Here is a 15,549-nt window from a genome sequence, read left to right as displayed (position 1 = left end):
AGGCTCGGGCTGAAGCTGGGGTCAATGTAGCTTGAATTCTCCATCGACGCGCCGCCATTCGTTAGGGCCGATCAGGAGCCGGTGAGTATAGCGGACGGAATGCAGCGGCCCGTCCAGCTTGCTCTGCCAGAAATCTAGGAACCTGTGCATCTCCGGAAAATCGGGCGCGAGGTCGTAGTTCTGCCAGACATAGGTCTGCAGGACGGATTCGAAGTCGGGAATGCGGTAAAGAATATGGGCGGTGGTAAGGCCGTAGCCGTTCAATTGGCGTTCCAGGTCCGATGGAAATCGCATGCTTCATCTCCGATTCAGGATAGAGCGAGGATGATCGAATTTTGCGCGACCATCAACGGAAAATCGAACGCAGCGCGTCGGTTTATTGTTCCTTTACAGCGTGTTAGCAACCGCGTGACGCGAGTGCTGATTTTTCTGTGCCGCCCTCTTGAAATCGAAAATCCGGCAAACCAGATCATCTGCCGCCGGACGCTTTGGAGAAGGTCCGGCACCCCGTTCCGGACTGGTCATCCGGTCCGGACGAAGGGGGTAGCAAAACATCTTGTTTGTCCATGGAGGAAAACATGAAGTTCCGACCGCTGCATGATCGCATCGTTGTTCGCCGTCTTGAGTCCGAAGAGAAGACCAAGGGCGGCATCATCATTCCCGACACCGCAAAGGAAAAGCCGCAGGAGGGCGAAGTCGTCGCTACCGGCCCCGGCGCGCGCAACGAGCAGGGCCAGGTCGTGGCGCTCGACGTCAAGGTCGGCGACCGTATCCTCTTCGGCAAGTGGTCCGGCACGGAGATCAAGATCGATGGCGAGGACTACCTGATCATGAAGGAATCCGACGTCATGGGCGTGGTCGAGGCCCAGGCCACGCAGAAGCAGGCCGCCTGACGCGTCCGTCTTCAGTCATAAACCGCTGCCTAAGAAGGAGTGAACCATGGCTGCGAAAGAAGTCAAATTCAACACCGAAGCCCGCGACAAGATGCTGCGCGGCGTCGATGTCCTCGCCAATGCGGTGAAGGTAACGCTCGGTCCCAAGGGCCGCAACGTCGTCATCGACAAGTCCTTCGGCGCGCCGCGCATCACCAAGGACGGCGTTTCCGTCGCCAAGGAGATCGAGCTTGAGGACAAGTTCGAGAACATGGGCGCGCAGATGCTGCGCGAAGTCGCCTCGAAGACCAACGATCTCGCCGGCGACGGCACCACCACGGCGACCGTGCTCGCCCAGGCCATCGTCAAGGAAGGCGCCAAGGCCGTCGCCTCCGGCATGAACCCGATGGACCTCAAGCGCGGCATCGACCTTGCCGTCGACGCCGTTGTCAAGGAACTGAAGGGCAATGCCCGCAAGATCTCCAACAATTCCGAGATCGCCCAGGTCGGCACCATCTCGGCCAATGGTGACGCCGAGATCGGCCGCTATCTCGCCGAGGCGATGGAGAAGGTGGGCAACGAGGGCGTCATCACGGTCGAGGAGGCCAAAACGGCCGAGACCGAGCTCGAAGTCGTCGAAGGCATGCAGTTCGACCGCGGCTATCTCTCGCCCTATTTCGTGACCAATGCCGAGAAGATGCGGGTCGAGCTCGAAGACCCCTATATCCTCATCCACGAGAAGAAGCTCTCCAACCTCCAGTCCATGCTCCCGGTTCTCGAAGCCGTGGTGCAGTCCGGCAAGCCGCTGCTGATCGTGGCCGAGGACGTTGAGGGCGAGGCGCTGGCGACGCTCGTCGTCAACAAGCTCAGGGGTGGCCTGAAGATTGCCGCCGTCAAGGCACCGGGCTTCGGCGATCGCCGCAAGGCGATGCTGGAGGACATCGCCATCCTGACGGGCGGCACGGTCGTCTCGGAGGATCTCGGCGTCAAGCTGGAGAACGTCACGCTCAACATGCTCGGGCGGGCCAAGAAGGTCGCCATCGAGAAGGAGAACACCACCATCATCGATGGCGCCGGCTCGAAGTCGGAGATCGACGGCCGCGTCACCCAGATCCGCGCGCAGATCGAGGAAACCACCTCGGACTACGACCGTGAGAAGCTCCAGGAGCGTCTGGCCAAGCTCGCCGGCGGCGTCGCCGTCATCCGCGTCGGCGGCTCGACGGAAGTCGAGGTGAAGGAGAAGAAGGACCGCGTCGACGATGCCCTGCATGCGACCCGCGCGGCTGTCGAGGAAGGTATCCTGCCGGGCGGCGGTGTGGCGCTGCTGCGTGCCGTCAAGGCGCTCGACGGGCTCAAGACCGAGAACGACGACCAGCGCGTCGGCATCGACATCGTGCGCCGCGCCATCGAGGCGCCGGTGCGCCAGATTGCCGAAAATGCGGGAGCGGAAGGCTCCATCATTGTCGGCAAGCTGCGTGAGAAGGCCGAGTTCTCCTATGGCTGGAATGCGCAGACCGGCGAATACGGCGATCTCTATGCGCAGGGCGTGATCGACCCGGTCAAGGTTGTACGAACCGCGCTCCAGGACGCCGCCTCCGTCGCCGGCCTGCTGGTGACGACCGAGGCGATGATCGCCGAGAAGCCGAAGAAGGAAGCCGCTCCCGCCATGCCGGCCGGCCCGGGCATGGACTTCTAAGCGATCCGGCTCCTTCGATCATCCGGCCCGCCCTTCACGGGGCGGGCCTTTTCGTTGGGAGAGGAAGCCTTTCAAGGCGAGCCGCTTCCCATTCGGCATCCTTTCAAAACTGTATGAGAAAAGGGGCAGCGCCCGGCTGCCCCTCGTCCGTCAAGCGGTGCTTTCCCTGCCTTTATCCGAAAACCGGCGACGGCCGCATCGGCATGCGGGATGGGCCGTGATCAATCGGCTGCGGTACGGGATCGTCTATCAGGACATCGTTGCGCCGGCCGAATTCAGCGAGCGCGGCGGCGACGATATCGGGTTCGACCTCGCCCGCGATTCCGGCCTTGCAGACATTAAACGCCACCGCGAAGCTGGCGTTGCGGCCGGCATGAGGCCAATCCTGGAGCAGGGCATAGGCTTCCGGCACGCTTTCGATGCGAGCCGGGAAGCCGAGGCCGATCAGCAGGGTAACAGGTTTGTCGAAGCGTTTCATTTTTCTCTCCCTTTCCTCCTCTCTTCGAGAAACGATCCGGATCATGCACGCACCTCCTGCCGCTGGAACACGACATAGGCGAGTGTGAACAGCACGAGCATCGCCGCAACCAGCCCGGAAAGCTGCGGCCAGACGATCAGCAGGCTTTGCAGGGTCGGCAGCGGTGCGCCGATCACCGCGCCCTGGAGCTGGTGCATGAAGAGCGGGCCGACGGAGCGGGCGGCCGGATCGAGCAGCAGCGCCATCACCTCGCCGTAGAGCGTCTGCGGCGAGAGCCGCGCGATCGCCTGCCGCCACTCGAACTGGCTGAGCATTGTCATCGGGTCTAGGGGATCGACCGGAGCGATCACGCCCGCGACGAGCGGCGCGATCATGCCCCAGAAGACGGTGAAGACGAGCCAGGCCGAGAGGGCGGCCAGCGCCGAGGTGGCCGGCGAGCGGATCACCGTCGAGAACGCGATGGCGAGCGCCAGCCACACCCCGGCATAGGCGAGCGTTGCCGCCAGCCACACCACGCTGCGCACGATGTCGGCGCCGGAAGGCGGCAGGCCGAGGAACAGCATGCCGAGCCCGACCATCAATAGCCATAGGGTCAAGAGCGCGATGGCGATGACCAGCAATCCGCCGAGGAATTTCCCGAACAGCACGGCATCGCGATAAATCGGCTGCGCCAGAAGCCGACTCATCGTGCGGCGGTTGAATTCGCCGTTGACCGCATCGAAGCCGAGCGCGATCGCTACCAGCGGCAGCAGGAAGCCGAGGAAGACGGCGAAGGACGGCAGCGGCTCGCGCGCCACAGTGAACAGCTTCAGGAACAGATAGGCATCCTCCGCCGTGGTCATGCGGATACGGTCGATCGCGCCGTAGACCGCGCCGACGGCGGTAAGCAGCACCAGAAGCATGACGAGGTGCATGCGCGCGCTGGTCATGTGGTCGGCGGCCTCCTTCAGCGCGATGGCGCCGACACCCTTGAACGGAGATCCTTCACGCCGCATCGGCGACCTCCCTGAAATAACGGTTATAAGCCTGGTCGAGGCGGGCGCGGCGCAGGTCGAGGTTTTTCAGCGACCCGCCGGCCTCGACGACGAAACGGGCGAGATCGGGACGCACGTCCCGCGTCGCCTCGACCTGCCAGTGGCCGTTCTCGCCCGGCGTGACGGCGGTGACGCCGTCAGCGGCACCCGCCACCCGCGCCAGATCGACGCCTTCGGCCTCGACATCGATGACGAGTGATCCGCGGCCGATCCGCGCCGCCAGTTCCTCGACGGTGCCGAAGAAGCCGATCCGCCCCCGGCTGAAGAGCGCGACGCGGTGGCAGATCGACTGCACCACGTCGAGCATGTGCGAGGACAGGAGGACGGTCATGCCGTCCCGCGACAACGCCGCGATCAGGTCGAGCAGGTCCTGCGTCGATTGCGGATCGAGGCCTGAGGTCGGCTCGTCGAGGATCACCACCTTGCAATCGCGCATCAGGAGTTCAGCGATACCGAGCCGCTGGCGCATACCGCGCGAATAGGTGGCGACGGGCCGGTCGGCCGCTTCCGTCAGCCGCACCTTTTCCAGCGCGGCCGCAATCCTTTCTCGGGCGAGATCGCGCGGCAGGCCGGCGAGCCGCGCCGTATAGGCAAGGTTCTCCCGGCCCGTCATGCTGTCGTAGAAACCGACGGCATCCGGCAGGTAGCCGACCGCGCGCTTGACCTCCAGCGGCTCTCGCAGCGGATCCTTGCCGAGGATGCGCACACTGCCTTCGCTCGCCTCCGTGAGGCCGAGCAACATCAGGATCGTGGTGGTCTTGCCGGCCCCGTTCGGCCCCAGCAGGCCGATCACCTCGCCCTCTGCGACCGACAGGTCGATGCCGTCGATGACGGTCCGGCCGCCGTAGCGCTTCACCAGTCCCTTCGCTTCCAGAACGATCGTGCTCATCGCCGGCCATACCTCATGACGGCGCCGCCCAGCACCAGCGCGGCGGCGGCGATGACACCGAGGCCGGCCGCGCCCCAGAGCGTCGAGGTGCGCACGGTGACGCGGAACTGCATATCCTCCGACACGGGGCCGCCGGCGGCATGGACCGACACCATGTAGTCGCCGGCAATCGCCTGTTCGGATGGCGTAATCCTGACATTGACCTCGCCGGTGGCGTTCGGCGCGAGCGTGGCGATCTCCTTAGGCTCGAATTCGACGGTCCAGCCGGTGGGCGGGGTCGCCGACAGTTCGAGGTCGGTGGCCGGCGCGCTGCCGGTATTGGCGAGCGTGAAGGTGAAGCTCGATTCCTTGCCGGCAACCGCCTCGCCCGACAGGCGCTCCTGCGGGCCGACGATACGCACGGCAGGCTCGCCCGTTACCTCGAGGCTCAGCTCCGTCGCGGCGGACTGCCCCTCGCCACTGACTTCGAAGCCGACGGGATACCGGCTGGCGGGCACGCCGCGCGAGGGGATCACCTCCATGGTGACCGTCTCGGTCGCGCCGGCCGCGATGGGCACGCCGGTGATCTCCTCGGAACCGTAGCCCTTCTTGAAGCGGGTCTGGAAACCGTTCGGCACATTGGCCGCGAGGTTGAACAGCCCGTCCTCGGCACCCTCGTTCTTCACCTTGATCTTGAAGGAGAAGGTGGAGCGTGCCGTGCCGCGCAGCGCCGGCAGTTCCGGTTCGAGCGAGAGGCCCGCGGCGGCCTCCTCGTCCTTAGAGAGCCGCACGACCAGCGGCAGCGCGATCGTCTCCGCTCCCGTGCGGGCGTGAACCTCGATCGCGTGGTCTCCATCGGCCGACGCGCCCTCCGGCGGCGTCAGTTCCAGCGACAGGCGCTCGGTGGAATCCGGCGCGACGATGGCGGCCGTCACCGCCTTGCCGCCGCCCTTCAGCGCCCATGTCCAGCCCTCTGGCACGCCGGTGACCTCGATCGCCGCGCGCTGCGGCGGCAGCTTCTCGTTGCGCAGGGTGAGCGGGATGGTTTCCGTCTCGCCGGGCCGGATCGCAAGTTCCGGATAGGCGGTGGTCAGCCAGAGCCCTTTCAGGTCATCTACCGGAGTGGTGGACTCCTGGGCCATCAATGGCAAGGGCGCCAGAAGCGTCGCGGCCAGCCCGGCGGCCATGATCGTTCGAGTGATTGTTCTCATTCATATTCTCCCAAAGATGATTGTGAACAGTTGAACGGAAACGGTGATTCTCCTATCGCTGCACGAGCAGGAAGCGCATGCCGTCGCGCGAAAGGTCGAGCGCGATCGTGCCGCGCGCCACACGCAGTGCCTGCGTGAGATCGGCAACCGAGCCAACGGGCTGGCGGTTGACCGCGAGGATCACGTCGCCGGCCCGGAGGCCCGCTTGGGCGGCCGGACTGCCCGGCGCGACATTCGAGACGAGCACGCTGCCGGACGCCGCCTCGAAGCTTGCGCCCGCGAGCCTGTCGGGAACGGCGGTCGCGGCCGCCCGCTGCCGGCTGCTCTCGGCCTCCGCGCGCATGGCGGACACCTGCCGCCTACCGTCGCGCATATAGGCCACTTCGACCTCCGTGCCCGCAGGCGACAGGCCGATGCGATTGCGCAGGTCGGCGGAACCGGAGATTGGACGTTCATCAACAGCGACTATAATATCGCCAGCCTGAAGGCCGGCTTTCGCGGCCGAGGAATTCTCCTCTACGCTGGCGACGACTGCGCCATGGGTTTCCGTTACGCCGAGGGCTTCGGCAAGGTCGGGCGTCAGGTCCTGGATGACGACGCCGATGCGGCCCCGGCGGACTTCGCCATGTTCGATAAGTTGCTTCATCACGGCGGAAGCCATGTCGATCGGCACCGCAAAACCAATGCCGACATTGCCGCCAGCGGGCGCGATAATGGCGGTATTGATGCCCACCAGCCGGCCATCCGCCGTCGCAAGCGCACCGCCCGAATTGCCGGGATTGATGGAGGCATCGGTCTGGATGAAGTCTTCGTAGCCCTCGACGTTGAGGCCGCTGCGGCCGAGTGCACTCACAATGCCGGACGTCACCGTCTGGCCAAGCCCGAAGGGGTTGCCGATGGCGACCACGCTGTCTCCGACGCGCAATGTCCCCGGGTCGCCGAGTTCCAGCGCTGTCAGGTTCGTCGCGTCGATCCTGAGGAGCGCAATGTCGGTCGCCTTGTCGCTGCCCACCAGTTCCGCTGTGAAGCGGCGACGGTCCTTCAGCGTGACGGCGATCTCGCTTGCGCCATCGACGACATGGTGATTGGTGAGGATGTACCCCTTTGCGGCGTCTACAATGACACCGGAACCCGCGCTCATGCGCGGCCGTTGTTGCGGCATTTGCGGCAGCTCGAAGAAGCGCCGGAAATAAGGATCGTTGAAGAGCGGGTTGGTATTTGTCGGCGCACGCGACGTAACGGCGATATTGACGACGGCCGGCGTGATATCCTCGAGCACTTCGGCGAGCGACACAGCCCCGTCCGCCGGCCGAGAGAAGGCCGACTGCCCCGCCGCGTCTCCGGCGTAGGAAAGGAAGGCGGTGGTTATCAGGATGGCGAGTATGCGGGTCGCCGGCTTCGGAAAGCAAACGATCATGATCCTGCACCTCAGGCCAGGCCTTCCTGCACACGACAGGCTGCGCCGTCGCAATGCCAGGATTTGCCTTCGATACGGCGGACCAGGATTCGGTACTTCAATGGACGGAACGTCATATCGTTCTCCTCATGGACAAACAGATTTTGAGAGGTTCCTCCGCTCCGGTCCGGACGACCGGAGCGGGGCTCGCGCAGCCCTTTCGGCACCGCGCGCCTATCGAGCTAGTTTCCCGATTTATGTGTTTCAAGAGAGACGATAAAAAAATTGGCATTCACTGACTGTAAGTGCCAGCATCCCGAAGCGCACCGCAATCGGGCGCGCAACTTCCTCTTTTCAAGGCTTGAAATTGCATGGGAAACGAACAAAATCGAATCCCCGTCGCGCAACCTGCGCGCGCCATTCTGAACGAGCAAGGAGTATTGAAAGGTCAGAAACGAATGGAGGATATCGATGGACTCCAGAAAATTTTCTACGATCATTCCTTCCCTGGTGCCCGCGGCAAGCGATCGCGCCCTCGACCGGCTGCTGTCACCGTCCCGTCACTTCGACCATCCGGATGACGTTCTCATGGATTCCACGCTCGATGACGATGAAAAGCGGGCAATCCTTTCCTCCTGGGCGTCGGACGCTTGTGCAGTGGAATCCATGCCCGCACTGCGGCAACCGCCTGGCACGCTCCGTCCGGTTCCGTTTGATGCGATCATGGACGCGCTTCGCCGCCTGGATGCGGAGCATCTTCCCTCTTCGACCTCACCAACGGTTTCCACGCGCGGAATGCGGCGGAGGCTGGACGCCTGAAAGTGGGGTCGGGCGACAACGCGGCACTGGCGCTCCAAGACTGGCTGTCGCCCTCGCCCGGTACGGCCAGCCGGAAGGGATGGCCGTGACGGGTTCCTCTTCCGTCAGCGGAGAGCGGTACGGGTGCCGGCATTCGCGCATCCGTCACTGGCCTGTACGGCCGGTCGGCGGACGTCCGTCGGGTTTCCAGGAGGCCGGCAAGGACGGCAGCCTTCTCAAAGCTCCGGCGCGCACCCTTCTCGCTGCACCATCCATCGAGCGCATTGCGGCAAGCGATGCAGGCATTACGCCAACTCCGGCCCCGCGCCCAATCGGGCCACTCGTTTTCAAGGCATTCGATCGCCTCGTAGCTGGTTGCGACCTTTCTTGCACCGATGCCGGGCAGGCGCAGTACGACAGGCTTCGAGAATACGACGTCGATCATCACTTCCTCCATGGTTCTGGCGTCTTTTGCAGAGCAAGCAATCGGGTGAATTGAGTTGCACCCATGACGAAGTTGGGATGGGTCGCACATGCGTTCAAGTGTGAACCTTGGCTTCACTCGTCCTCGTCATGGGTCTCGAGCAAATCGATGAGTTCCGCGACGCGCGAACCAGGAAGCGCGCGACCCTGCCCCATCAAGGCGTCGTCGCTGTGAAGCCAGCTCCATGCTTCCCTCAATTCTTCTGCGGACGCGCCGGTCGCCATCAGTTCGGCCACAAAATCATCATCCACCGGACCAAGAATGGACAGAATCTCCTCTTGGGTCATGCCTGTATCTCCTTCTCTTTTCCAGGTTCGGACGCCGCGGAGGATCGGCGAGAGGTCCGGGAATTCAATGCATAAAAAATGGGGCAAAGACCTCTTGAAACAACAAAAAAGGACTCCCAGATCATTCGTGCCGGTTGCCGAAACTGGAGCCGGCGCACCGGACAGCCGTCCGGCATCATACTTGTACCATGTTGCTTCAAAAGGAGGATGTGGCTATGAGACCCACTCTCGATTTTTCTCCTCTATTCCGGTCGAGCATCGGTTTCGACCGGATGCTGAACGCGCTCGAGGCGGCCAACCGCGTGGAGCCGTTCAACAACTGGCCTCCCTATGACATCGTCAAGTCCGGCGAGGACGACTACCGCATCACGATGGCGGTGGCCGGGTTCGCCCTCGATGACCTCACCATCACGCAGGAGCAGAACCTGCTGACGGTGGCGGGCGAACGGGACGGCGCAGATGAAGGCCAGTACCTGCATCGCGGCATTGCCGAACGCGCCTTCCGCCAGCGGTTCCAGTTGGCCGACCACGTGAAGGTTGCTGGTGCCAGCCTCGTCAACGGCCTGCTGACGATCGATCTCAAGCGCGAGATTCCCGAGGAAATGAAGCCGCGCCGGATCGAGATCACAGCCGAAGAGGCGATGCCTGCCAATCAGGTCAAGCAGATCGAAGCCAGCAAGCAGGCGGCTTGAAACTTTTCGCAATCCGCAGATCGCACCAGGGCGTCGGGCAATATGGCCCGACGCCGGCAGGAAGCTATTGCAAGCCAATGAGAAAGGAGAAAAACAATGAGCGTTCGTGATCTGATTCCCTGGGGCCGAAACAATGGCGATCAGGTTCCAGCTGTCTTCCGCGATGACAATCGCGACCCGTTCCTGTCGATGCATCGCGAAGTGAACCGGCTGTTCGACGATGTCTTCCGCGGCTTTGGTTCCGGCTGGCCGTCCTTGAGCGGCGCCTCTACCTTCGGCGGCGCCTGGCCAAGCGTCGAAATCTCCAACGACGACAAGGAGATCAGGATAACGGCCGAGGTGCCTGGGCTGGAAGAGAAGGACATCGAGGTCCTGTTGAACGATGGCGTGCTGACACTGAAGGGCGAAAAGCGCTCCGAAACGGAGGATAAGGACAAACAATTCTCCGAGCGCTTCTATGGCCGCTTCGAACGGCGCATCCCGCTCGGCTACGAGGTCAGGGAGGACGGGGTCGATGCCAGATTCAGGAACGGCGTCCTGACCGTGACCTTGCCCAAGAGCGAGAAGGCGCAGTCGCAGGTCAAGCGCATCGCCATCAAGAGCTGACGCATGGCGGCGGTGGCGCGCTAGCTGCCCACCGCCGTCGGCATCCTTCGCCAACAACGGAGGGATCAATGATGGAGTTTATCACACAGACAGAGAAAGCAATAAAACGACAGAGTTTGCGGGAGCGGCCGTTGAACGACAATCGGCACAAGCCCCTGTCCATGGGACGGTCGCTTTTCCCGGACGATGCGGTCGCCCGCATCTACAAGCCGACCCGCTCGGTGACGACGTCGGGACCGGCGCGCACGAAAGGCTGGCGCCTTGTCTTCGATCGGCGCACCGCGCCGTTCATCGAGCCATTGATGGGCTATACGGGCGGCAGTGATACACTGCCCCAGATCGAGCTCAGCTTTCCCACGCTGGCATCCGCCGTTCGCTATGCAGAACGGCAGGGGCTGGCCTATGTCGTCCAGACGTCGCGGAAACAGTTCGGCAGGCTCGGGCCCGAAAAACGGACGGCGCGCGCCTTCTCGGACGCGACGCTCGACCGCCTCGGGCTCACGGCCCTCCAGGAGAGCTACGTGTACGCCCTTGCCGGAGCGGCGAACCAGAACGATCCGGCCGGTCCGGAGTATTGGTCCTCGCCGATCGACGTCGTCCGCGATCCGACACTGTCGCTGCAGGCCAAGCGCGCGATCCTTATGAACTGGGCCTGGACCGAATACCTGATCGACCAGGCGACGAACGAGGGCATGCCGGAAAACGGCAGGCCGTCCCGGCTGGACGAGGTCGAGCAGGCGCTGCTTGCACTCGAGCGGCAGGCCGAGGCAAGCCGCGACGACCCGTTCACGCGCAAGGCGGCGTGAGGTGCAGCCATGGACCCATGCCTTGTCTTCGATTGCCAGAAGGTTCTGCCCAACCGTTACGCGTTGACACTGGCGGCAGCCGCGCGGACACGCGCGCTGGCCCGGGGTGCAGCCCCTCGCCTCGACGCGGGCAATGACGGTATGGGCGATCTTGCGCTGCGCGAGATCGCAGCAGGCGCATTCACGCGGCAGGAACTCTCGCCATTCCTGCCGGAGCCGGAAAGAGGCCTGTTGCCCCCGCCACTCGTCGGCCCCCGCGAGCTTCGCGGCAGCGTCCTTGCCAAGGATGCTCCCGCACCCGTCTGCCTTCCAGGGCAGGCGCTTCATTGATGATGCAACCAACCCAAAAAGGAGGAATGAACGATGCTGAAACTTTTCGAGAATCGCACGGCTTTCGATGTCGCTAATATCGTTGCCGGCCTCGCTCTCGTCTTGAGCCCTTGGGTACTCGGCTTCTCGGGCGAAGCCTCCGCAGCATGGAACGCGTGGCTGGTCGGCGCGGTGGTCGCGCTGATAGCAGGCATCGCCGTCATCGCGGTCCGGGAATACGAGGAATGGGCCAACCTCGCGCTCGGCCTCTGGGCGATTGCCGCGCCCTGGATCCTCAAATTCTCCGACCTCGGCGCTGCGACGATCGCGCATGTGGTGATTGGCGCCTTGGTTGCCGCTCTCGCGGCAGCCAGCTTGTGGTTTACCACCAATAAGCCATTTTCACACGCGTGATCCCTGGCAGGCCCGCCTCGTGCGGGCCTGCTTTTTGACTTGTCTCAATTCAGAACGCCGGCGCAGCATTTAAGAACATCGGACATGCCCCGCATCGCATACCGCGAGACGCCCCGAAAGGACGGAATTCCATGGAGATGAACAGGAAGACACAGTTCAATATCTGGTACTGGGCCGCGGCCTTCTTCGGACTGATGCTTTTCCAGTATCTCTTTACGACCGCGACACAGGTCGCCCAGATTGCGTACAGCGAATTCGAGACACATCTGAGGGAAGGCCGTATCGCCGAGGTGTCGGTGTCCGATCGCTTCATCCAGGGCCGCTTCAAGCAGCCGGTGGACAACCGCCCGATGTTCATCACAACTCGGGTCGAGCCCGATCTCGCGCGTGACCTGCAGGAACACGGCGTCGTCGTCACCGGGCAGATCGAGAGCACCTTCCTGCGCGATCTCCTGTCCTGGGTCGTCCCCGTCGCACTCTTCGCCGGTATCTGGATCTTCATGCTCCGGCGCATGGGCGGCGGTGTCGGTGGCGGGCTCATGCAGATCGGCAAGTCCAAGGCCAGGGTCTATGTCCAGACCGATACCGGCGTCACCTTCAAGGACGTTGCCGGCGTCGACGAGGCGAAGGACGAGTTGAAGGAGATCGTCGATTTCCTCAAGGACCCGGAAGGCTACGGCCGCCTCGGCGGGCGCATGCCGAAGGGCGTCCTGCTGGTGGGGCCGCCGGGTACGGGCAAGACGCTTCTGGCAAGGGCGGTCGCGGGCGAAGCGGGCGTTCCATTCTTCTCGATCTCCGGATCGGAATTCGTGGAAATGTTCGTCGGCATTGGCGCCGCGCGCGTGCGCGACCTGTTCGAGCAGGCGCGCGCCAAGGCGCCGGCGATCATCTTCATCGACGAACTCGACGCGCTCGGCCGCGCGCGCGGCATTGGACCCATGTCGGGCGGGCATGACGAGAAAGAGCAGACGCTCAACCAGCTTCTGGTCGAACTCGACGGGTTCGACCCTTCCAGCGGCCTCGTCCTGCTGGCCGCTACCAACAGGCCCGAAATCCTTGACCCTGCACTGTTGCGCGCTGGCCGGTTCGACAGGCAGGTCCTGGTCGACCGGCCGGACAGGGAGGGCAGAATCCAGATCCTCGGCGTGCACCTGAAGAAGGCGAAGTTGGCATCAGACGTTTCGCCGGAGCAGATCGCGGCGCTCACGCCGGGTTTCACCGGCGCCGACCTTGCCAACCTCGTCAACGAGGCGACTTTGCTCGCCACGCGCCGCAAGGCCGATGCGGTGACAATGGAGGACTTCAACAACGCCATCGAGCGCATCGTCGCCGGCCTGGAAAAACGTAACCGGCTGCTCAATCCCAAGGAGCGCGAGATCGTCGCCTATCACGAGATCGGCCACGCGCTCGTCGCCATGGCCCTGCCGGGCGTCGATCCGGTTCACAAGGTGTCGATCATCCCGCGCGGTATCGGGGCGCTCGGTTATACGATCCAGCGTCCGACCGAGGATCGTTTCCTGATGACGCGTGAGGAGCTCGAGGACAAGATGGCGGTGCTGCTCGGCGGCCGTGCGGCGGAGAAGATCGTCTTCGGCCATCTGTCGACGGGCGCCGCCGACGACCTGATGAAGGTCACCGACATCGCGCGTGCCATGGTCACGCGTTACGGCATGACGGATCGCTTAGGACATGTGGCACTGGAAAAGGACCGCCGGTCCTTCCTCGCCACGGACCAGCCTTACTATGGGCCGCAGGAGCGGGACTATTCCGATGAGACCGCCGCAGCGGTCGATGAGGAGATCAAACGTATCGTCGATGAAACCTTCGCCCGCACCGTCAAGCTGCTGCAGGATCGCCGCGATACCCTCGAAACAATGTCTCGGATGCTTCTCGAACGGGAAACCCTGACGCAAGCCGACCTGCAACAGATGTTCAGCGATCGATAAGCTTGCGGGCACGGCGGCGAGGGCTATCGCTGTCGTCCATATCAGCAAAGACGGCGTCTGGTGGTCCTTGCGACTTGGCTAATGGCAGCTTTTCTGAGATTGGCGCCTGAAACCTGTCTCTCCGCTTGCCACCCGGAAGTGGGCGGTCGGTGTCAGATCCGATTGGCGCCGCTCAAGGCACTTTCATCGCTACCCGAGAACTGCCAGACGTTCGAACCATTCCATACGGCAGACTCGATCTGCAGTCTCTACCTCAGTCAAGAGCGATCGTATGTGAACGATGTCAGCAACGTGGTGACGAAATTGCTTGCCTTTTCCTTTACAAGCACTTCCGTCCATTCATTCGTCCCACGCAGCCGCAAGTCAGAATATATGCTGTCGACCGCGGCTTCTTCGATGCGCTTGATATTTGCCAAGAAGGCTTTCTCTCCGCCCGCATGATACATGTCACGGATCACCATCCGCAGGATTTCCTGAATTGCGATTTGCCAGGCTGTGTTGATTGCCTGGAGCTCGCCGGAGTTTTCTGCCACGATGTTTCCTCTTGATTTGACGGTTCCCGGGGCGGGCTGCAAACCCCACGCAGAAGAAGCCGCCATGGGCGCTTGGAGATAAAGCGCCACGGCCACGTGTATTGAGAGATCCGGCCGGATACCCGAAACCTTGGACTAGGCCCGCCTTGCCTTGCAGTTAGCATAGCGCCGATCGCGCTCCGCCTGGCGGGCGGCCTCGTCTTCAAGCACCCGCGCGATGCGATTTCTCTCGGCTGCCTCACGAGCTTCGGTTTCGGCGCGCGCCGCGGCATCGATGGCTGCCTGTCGCTCGGCTGCCTCGGCTGCCTGGCGTTCTGCCTCGTCGCGCTTCAGCCGTTCGCGTTCGAGCCGCCGCGCTTCCCTTGCAGCGACGATCGCTGCCCGCTCCGCCTGCCTCGCCAATCTGGTGGCTTCAGCGGTGCTTCTTGCTGTGCGATAGACCTTCAGGAGAGTGGACTTTGCGTAAGCGGCTGCGGTAAGGCATCGGAAAGGTCGTTGTTTCTGGCGTTCTTCAAATCTTTGTCCTGGAGAGAGTGTTGCGAAAGGTCAGACGGTCCTGGCCCGTTTGGCGATGAGAGAGGCGGTCGCCGTCTCGCGATCGTTCAATTCTTTCGCAAGGGCTTCACGAAGCCGCCGGGTCTTTTCCTCGCGGGCCAGGACGAGGGAATCGAGTTCCTCGACGGCGCTGTTGCGGGCGAAGAATTGCGATTGGGCATTGGCGAAGGCGATCTCCGCCTTCTGGCGGGATTTGCTGTGTGTCTGTGACATGGTCTTTTCCGAATGGACGCCGAAGGATGGCGCTGCAACAAAAAAGGCCAGGCAAACTGCCTGACCTTGTTGGTATCATGCTCTCGACAGTGCCAGTACATCCGTGGTCAACGGAGAGCGGATACCGGGATGGTTCAGGCAGCCTGCAGGTTGCAGGCCGACATCTTGCCCGACTTGTTGTCGCGCTCAAGGTCGTAGCCGATCTTCTGGCCTTCCACGAGCTCGCGCATTCCGGCGCGCTCGACGGCAGAGTTGTGAACGAACGCGTCTGCGCCGCCATTGTCAGGCTGGATGAAGCCGAAGCCCTTGGTGGAATTGAACCATTTAACTGTGCCAGTGGTCATGATGAAC

Annotated in this window: 20 protein-coding genes and 1 pseudogene; 9 read left to right on the top strand and 12 right to left on the bottom strand. The window is 63.1% G+C overall.

The window, feature by feature from the left end:
• Window positions 1-21 precede the first annotated feature (21 nt).
• A complete protein-coding gene (locus WMC41_RS30600) occupies window positions 22-294 on the bottom strand; it encodes an usg protein (protein ID WP_432349893.1) in 273 nt (90 codons plus the stop codon).
• A 284-nt stretch (window positions 295-578) separates the two neighbouring features.
• Here WMC41_RS30600 and groES point away from each other — a divergent pair, with 284 nt between their 5' ends.
• Window positions 579-893, top strand: a complete 315-nt coding sequence (gene groES / locus WMC41_RS30595; RefSeq protein ID WP_432349892.1) for a co-chaperone GroES — start codon at window positions 579-581, stop codon at window positions 891-893.
• Window positions 894-939: 46 nt separating this feature from the next.
• Window positions 940-2,568 carry a chaperonin GroEL gene (gene groL / locus WMC41_RS30590; RefSeq protein ID WP_432349891.1) on the top strand — a complete coding sequence of 543 codons (1,629 nt, stop codon included), beginning with the start codon at window positions 940-942 and terminating at the stop codon, window positions 2,566-2,568.
• Window positions 2,569-2,740: 172 nt separating this feature from the next.
• On the opposite strand, the gene WMC41_RS30585 is transcribed toward groL, so the two are convergent.
• From WMC41_RS30585 to WMC41_RS30565, 5 genes are read right to left on the bottom strand one after another with little or no spacing between them, the layout of a single operon-like run.
• A complete protein-coding gene (locus WMC41_RS30585; protein ID WP_432349890.1) occupies window positions 2,741-3,091 on the bottom strand; it encodes a DUF982 domain-containing protein in 351 nt (116 codons plus the stop codon).
• Entirely contained in the window at window positions 3,088-4,041 is a 954-nt protein-coding gene (locus WMC41_RS30580; protein WP_432349889.1) for an ABC transporter permease subunit, read from the bottom strand. The genes WMC41_RS30585 and WMC41_RS30580 overlap by 4 nt, the downstream gene beginning before the upstream one ends.
• Window positions 4,031-4,969: an ABC transporter ATP-binding protein gene (locus WMC41_RS30575; protein WP_432349888.1), complete on the bottom strand. Its 939-nt coding sequence runs from the start codon at window positions 4,967-4,969 to the stop codon at window positions 4,031-4,033. The genes WMC41_RS30580 and WMC41_RS30575 overlap by 11 nt, the downstream gene beginning before the upstream one ends.
• Entirely contained in the window at window positions 4,966-6,159 is a 1,194-nt protein-coding gene (locus tag WMC41_RS30570; protein WP_432349887.1) for a COG1470 family protein, read from the bottom strand. The genes WMC41_RS30575 and WMC41_RS30570 overlap by 4 nt, the downstream gene beginning before the upstream one ends.
• Window positions 6,160-6,211: 52 nt before the next feature.
• Window positions 6,212-7,576 carry a DegQ family serine endoprotease gene (locus tag WMC41_RS30565; protein WP_432350209.1) on the bottom strand — a complete coding sequence of 455 codons (1,365 nt, stop codon included), beginning with the start codon at window positions 7,574-7,576 and terminating at the stop codon, window positions 6,212-6,214.
• A gap of 450 nt (window positions 7,577-8,026) precedes the next feature.
• Between WMC41_RS30565 and WMC41_RS30560 the strand changes: the two genes are divergently transcribed.
• Entirely contained in the window at window positions 8,027-8,374 is a 348-nt protein-coding gene (locus WMC41_RS30560) for a hypothetical protein (protein WP_432349886.1), read from the top strand.
• Here the strand turns inward: WMC41_RS30560 and WMC41_RS30555 are convergent.
• Window positions 8,277-8,798, bottom strand: coding sequence for a DUF982 domain-containing protein (locus tag WMC41_RS30555; RefSeq protein ID WP_432349885.1), 522 nt, complete (start codon window positions 8,796-8,798; stop codon window positions 8,277-8,279). The two genes, WMC41_RS30560 and WMC41_RS30555, sit on opposite strands and share 98 nt — an antisense overlap.
• A 113-nt stretch (window positions 8,799-8,911) precedes the next feature.
• Window positions 8,912-9,124: a hypothetical protein gene (locus WMC41_RS30550; RefSeq protein WP_432349884.1), complete on the bottom strand. Its 213-nt coding sequence runs from the start codon at window positions 9,122-9,124 to the stop codon at window positions 8,912-8,914.
• Window positions 9,125-9,339: 215 nt separating this feature from the next.
• On the opposite strand from WMC41_RS30550, the gene WMC41_RS30545 reads away from it, so the two are divergent.
• From WMC41_RS30545 to ftsH, 6 genes are all read left to right on the top strand, one after another.
• On the top strand, window positions 9,340-9,816 hold the full coding sequence (locus tag WMC41_RS30545) for an Hsp20 family protein (RefSeq protein ID WP_432349883.1): 477 nt from the start codon (window positions 9,340-9,342) through the stop codon (window positions 9,814-9,816).
• Window positions 9,817-9,912: 96 nt separating this feature from the next.
• Entirely contained in the window at window positions 9,913-10,422 is a 510-nt protein-coding gene (locus WMC41_RS30540) for an Hsp20/alpha crystallin family protein (RefSeq protein ID WP_432349882.1), read from the top strand.
• 71 nt (window positions 10,423-10,493) lie between these two features.
• On the top strand, window positions 10,494-11,228 hold the full coding sequence (locus WMC41_RS30535; RefSeq protein WP_432350208.1) for an NADH dehydrogenase ubiquinone Fe-S protein 4: 735 nt from the start codon (window positions 10,494-10,496) through the stop codon (window positions 11,226-11,228).
• A 9-nt stretch (window positions 11,229-11,237) separates the two neighbouring features.
• Window positions 11,238-11,558, top strand: coding sequence for a DNA-directed RNA polymerase subunit omega (locus WMC41_RS30530; protein ID WP_432349881.1), 321 nt, complete (start codon window positions 11,238-11,240; stop codon window positions 11,556-11,558).
• A gap of 33 nt (window positions 11,559-11,591) precedes the next feature.
• A complete protein-coding gene (locus WMC41_RS30525) occupies window positions 11,592-11,951 on the top strand; it encodes an SPW repeat protein (RefSeq protein ID WP_432349880.1) in 360 nt (119 codons plus the stop codon).
• Window positions 11,952-12,088: 137 nt separating this feature from the next.
• Window positions 12,089-13,897: an ATP-dependent zinc metalloprotease FtsH gene (gene ftsH / locus WMC41_RS30520; protein ID WP_432349879.1), complete on the top strand. Its 1,809-nt coding sequence runs from the start codon at window positions 12,089-12,091 to the stop codon at window positions 13,895-13,897.
• A gap of 257 nt (window positions 13,898-14,154) precedes the next feature.
• Here the strand turns inward: ftsH and WMC41_RS30515 are convergent, their stop codons facing one another.
• The 4 genes and pseudogenes from WMC41_RS30515 to WMC41_RS30500 all read right to left on the bottom strand — a co-directional run bounded on the left by WMC41_RS30515 (window position 14,155) and on the right by WMC41_RS30500 (window position 15,542).
• Window positions 14,155-14,430 (bottom strand): hypothetical protein, encoded by a 276-nt coding sequence (locus tag WMC41_RS30515; protein ID WP_432349878.1) that lies wholly within the window; start codon window positions 14,428-14,430, stop codon window positions 14,155-14,157.
• 135 nt (window positions 14,431-14,565) lie between these two features.
• Window positions 14,566-14,945: pseudogene (locus tag WMC41_RS30510) on the bottom strand (DUF6481 family protein).
• A 31-nt stretch (window positions 14,946-14,976) separates the two neighbouring features.
• Window positions 14,977-15,198, bottom strand: coding sequence for a hypothetical protein (locus tag WMC41_RS30505; RefSeq protein WP_432349877.1), 222 nt, complete (start codon window positions 15,196-15,198; stop codon window positions 14,977-14,979).
• A gap of 134 nt (window positions 15,199-15,332) precedes the next feature.
• Window positions 15,333-15,542, bottom strand: coding sequence for a cold-shock protein (locus WMC41_RS30500; protein WP_432349876.1), 210 nt, complete (start codon window positions 15,540-15,542; stop codon window positions 15,333-15,335).
• Window positions 15,543-15,549: the final 7 nt, after the last annotated feature.

Source organism: Shinella yambaruensis (genome assembly GCF_050859155.1).
Lineage (GTDB): Bacteria > Pseudomonadota > Alphaproteobacteria > Rhizobiales > Rhizobiaceae > Shinella > Shinella yambaruensis.
The sequence above is the reverse complement of the archived record's forward strand: the minus strand, read 5'-3'. Positions and strand labels throughout refer to the sequence as shown.

What these genes read in the sequence shown, in the direction of transcription:
- WMC41_RS30600 (WP_432349893.1), bottom strand. Translation starts at nt 294, where the DNA reads ATGCGATTTCCATCGGACCTGGAACGCCAATTGAACGGCTACGGCCTT.
- groES (WP_432349892.1), top strand. Translation starts at nt 579, where the DNA reads ATGAAGTTCCGACCGCTGCATGATCGCATCGTTGTTCGCCGTCTTGAG.
- groL (WP_432349891.1), top strand. Translation starts at nt 940, where the DNA reads ATGGCTGCGAAAGAAGTCAAATTCAACACCGAAGCCCGCGACAAGATG.
- WMC41_RS30585 (WP_432349890.1), bottom strand. Translation starts at nt 3,091, where the DNA reads ATGATCCGGATCGTTTCTCGAAGAGAGGAGGAAAGGGAGAGAAAAATG.
- WMC41_RS30580 (WP_432349889.1), bottom strand. Translation starts at nt 4,041, where the DNA reads ATGCGGCGTGAAGGATCTCCGTTCAAGGGTGTCGGCGCCATCGCGCTG.
- WMC41_RS30575 (WP_432349888.1), bottom strand. Translation starts at nt 4,969, where the DNA reads ATGAGCACGATCGTTCTGGAAGCGAAGGGACTGGTGAAGCGCTACGGC.
- WMC41_RS30570 (WP_432349887.1), bottom strand. Translation starts at nt 6,159, where the DNA reads ATGAGAACAATCACTCGAACGATCATGGCCGCCGGGCTGGCCGCGACG.
- WMC41_RS30565 (WP_432350209.1), bottom strand. Translation starts at nt 7,576, where the DNA reads ATGATCGTTTGCTTTCCGAAGCCGGCGACCCGCATACTCGCCATCCTG.
- WMC41_RS30560 (WP_432349886.1), top strand. Translation starts at nt 8,027, where the DNA reads ATGGACTCCAGAAAATTTTCTACGATCATTCCTTCCCTGGTGCCCGCG.
- WMC41_RS30555 (WP_432349885.1), bottom strand. Translation starts at nt 8,798, where the DNA reads ATGATCGACGTCGTATTCTCGAAGCCTGTCGTACTGCGCCTGCCCGGC.
- WMC41_RS30550 (WP_432349884.1), bottom strand. Translation starts at nt 9,124, where the DNA reads ATGACCCAAGAGGAGATTCTGTCCATTCTTGGTCCGGTGGATGATGAT.
- WMC41_RS30545 (WP_432349883.1), top strand. Translation starts at nt 9,340, where the DNA reads ATGAGACCCACTCTCGATTTTTCTCCTCTATTCCGGTCGAGCATCGGT.
- WMC41_RS30540 (WP_432349882.1), top strand. Translation starts at nt 9,913, where the DNA reads ATGAGCGTTCGTGATCTGATTCCCTGGGGCCGAAACAATGGCGATCAG.
- WMC41_RS30535 (WP_432350208.1), top strand. Translation starts at nt 10,494, where the DNA reads ATGGAGTTTATCACACAGACAGAGAAAGCAATAAAACGACAGAGTTTG.
- WMC41_RS30530 (WP_432349881.1), top strand. Translation starts at nt 11,238, where the DNA reads ATGGACCCATGCCTTGTCTTCGATTGCCAGAAGGTTCTGCCCAACCGT.
- WMC41_RS30525 (WP_432349880.1), top strand. Translation starts at nt 11,592, where the DNA reads ATGCTGAAACTTTTCGAGAATCGCACGGCTTTCGATGTCGCTAATATC.
- ftsH (WP_432349879.1), top strand. Translation starts at nt 12,089, where the DNA reads ATGAACAGGAAGACACAGTTCAATATCTGGTACTGGGCCGCGGCCTTC.
- WMC41_RS30505 (WP_432349877.1), bottom strand. Translation starts at nt 15,198, where the DNA reads ATGTCACAGACACACAGCAAATCCCGCCAGAAGGCGGAGATCGCCTTC.
- WMC41_RS30500 (WP_432349876.1), bottom strand. Translation starts at nt 15,542, where the DNA reads ATGACCACTGGCACAGTTAAATGGTTCAATTCCACCAAGGGCTTCGGC.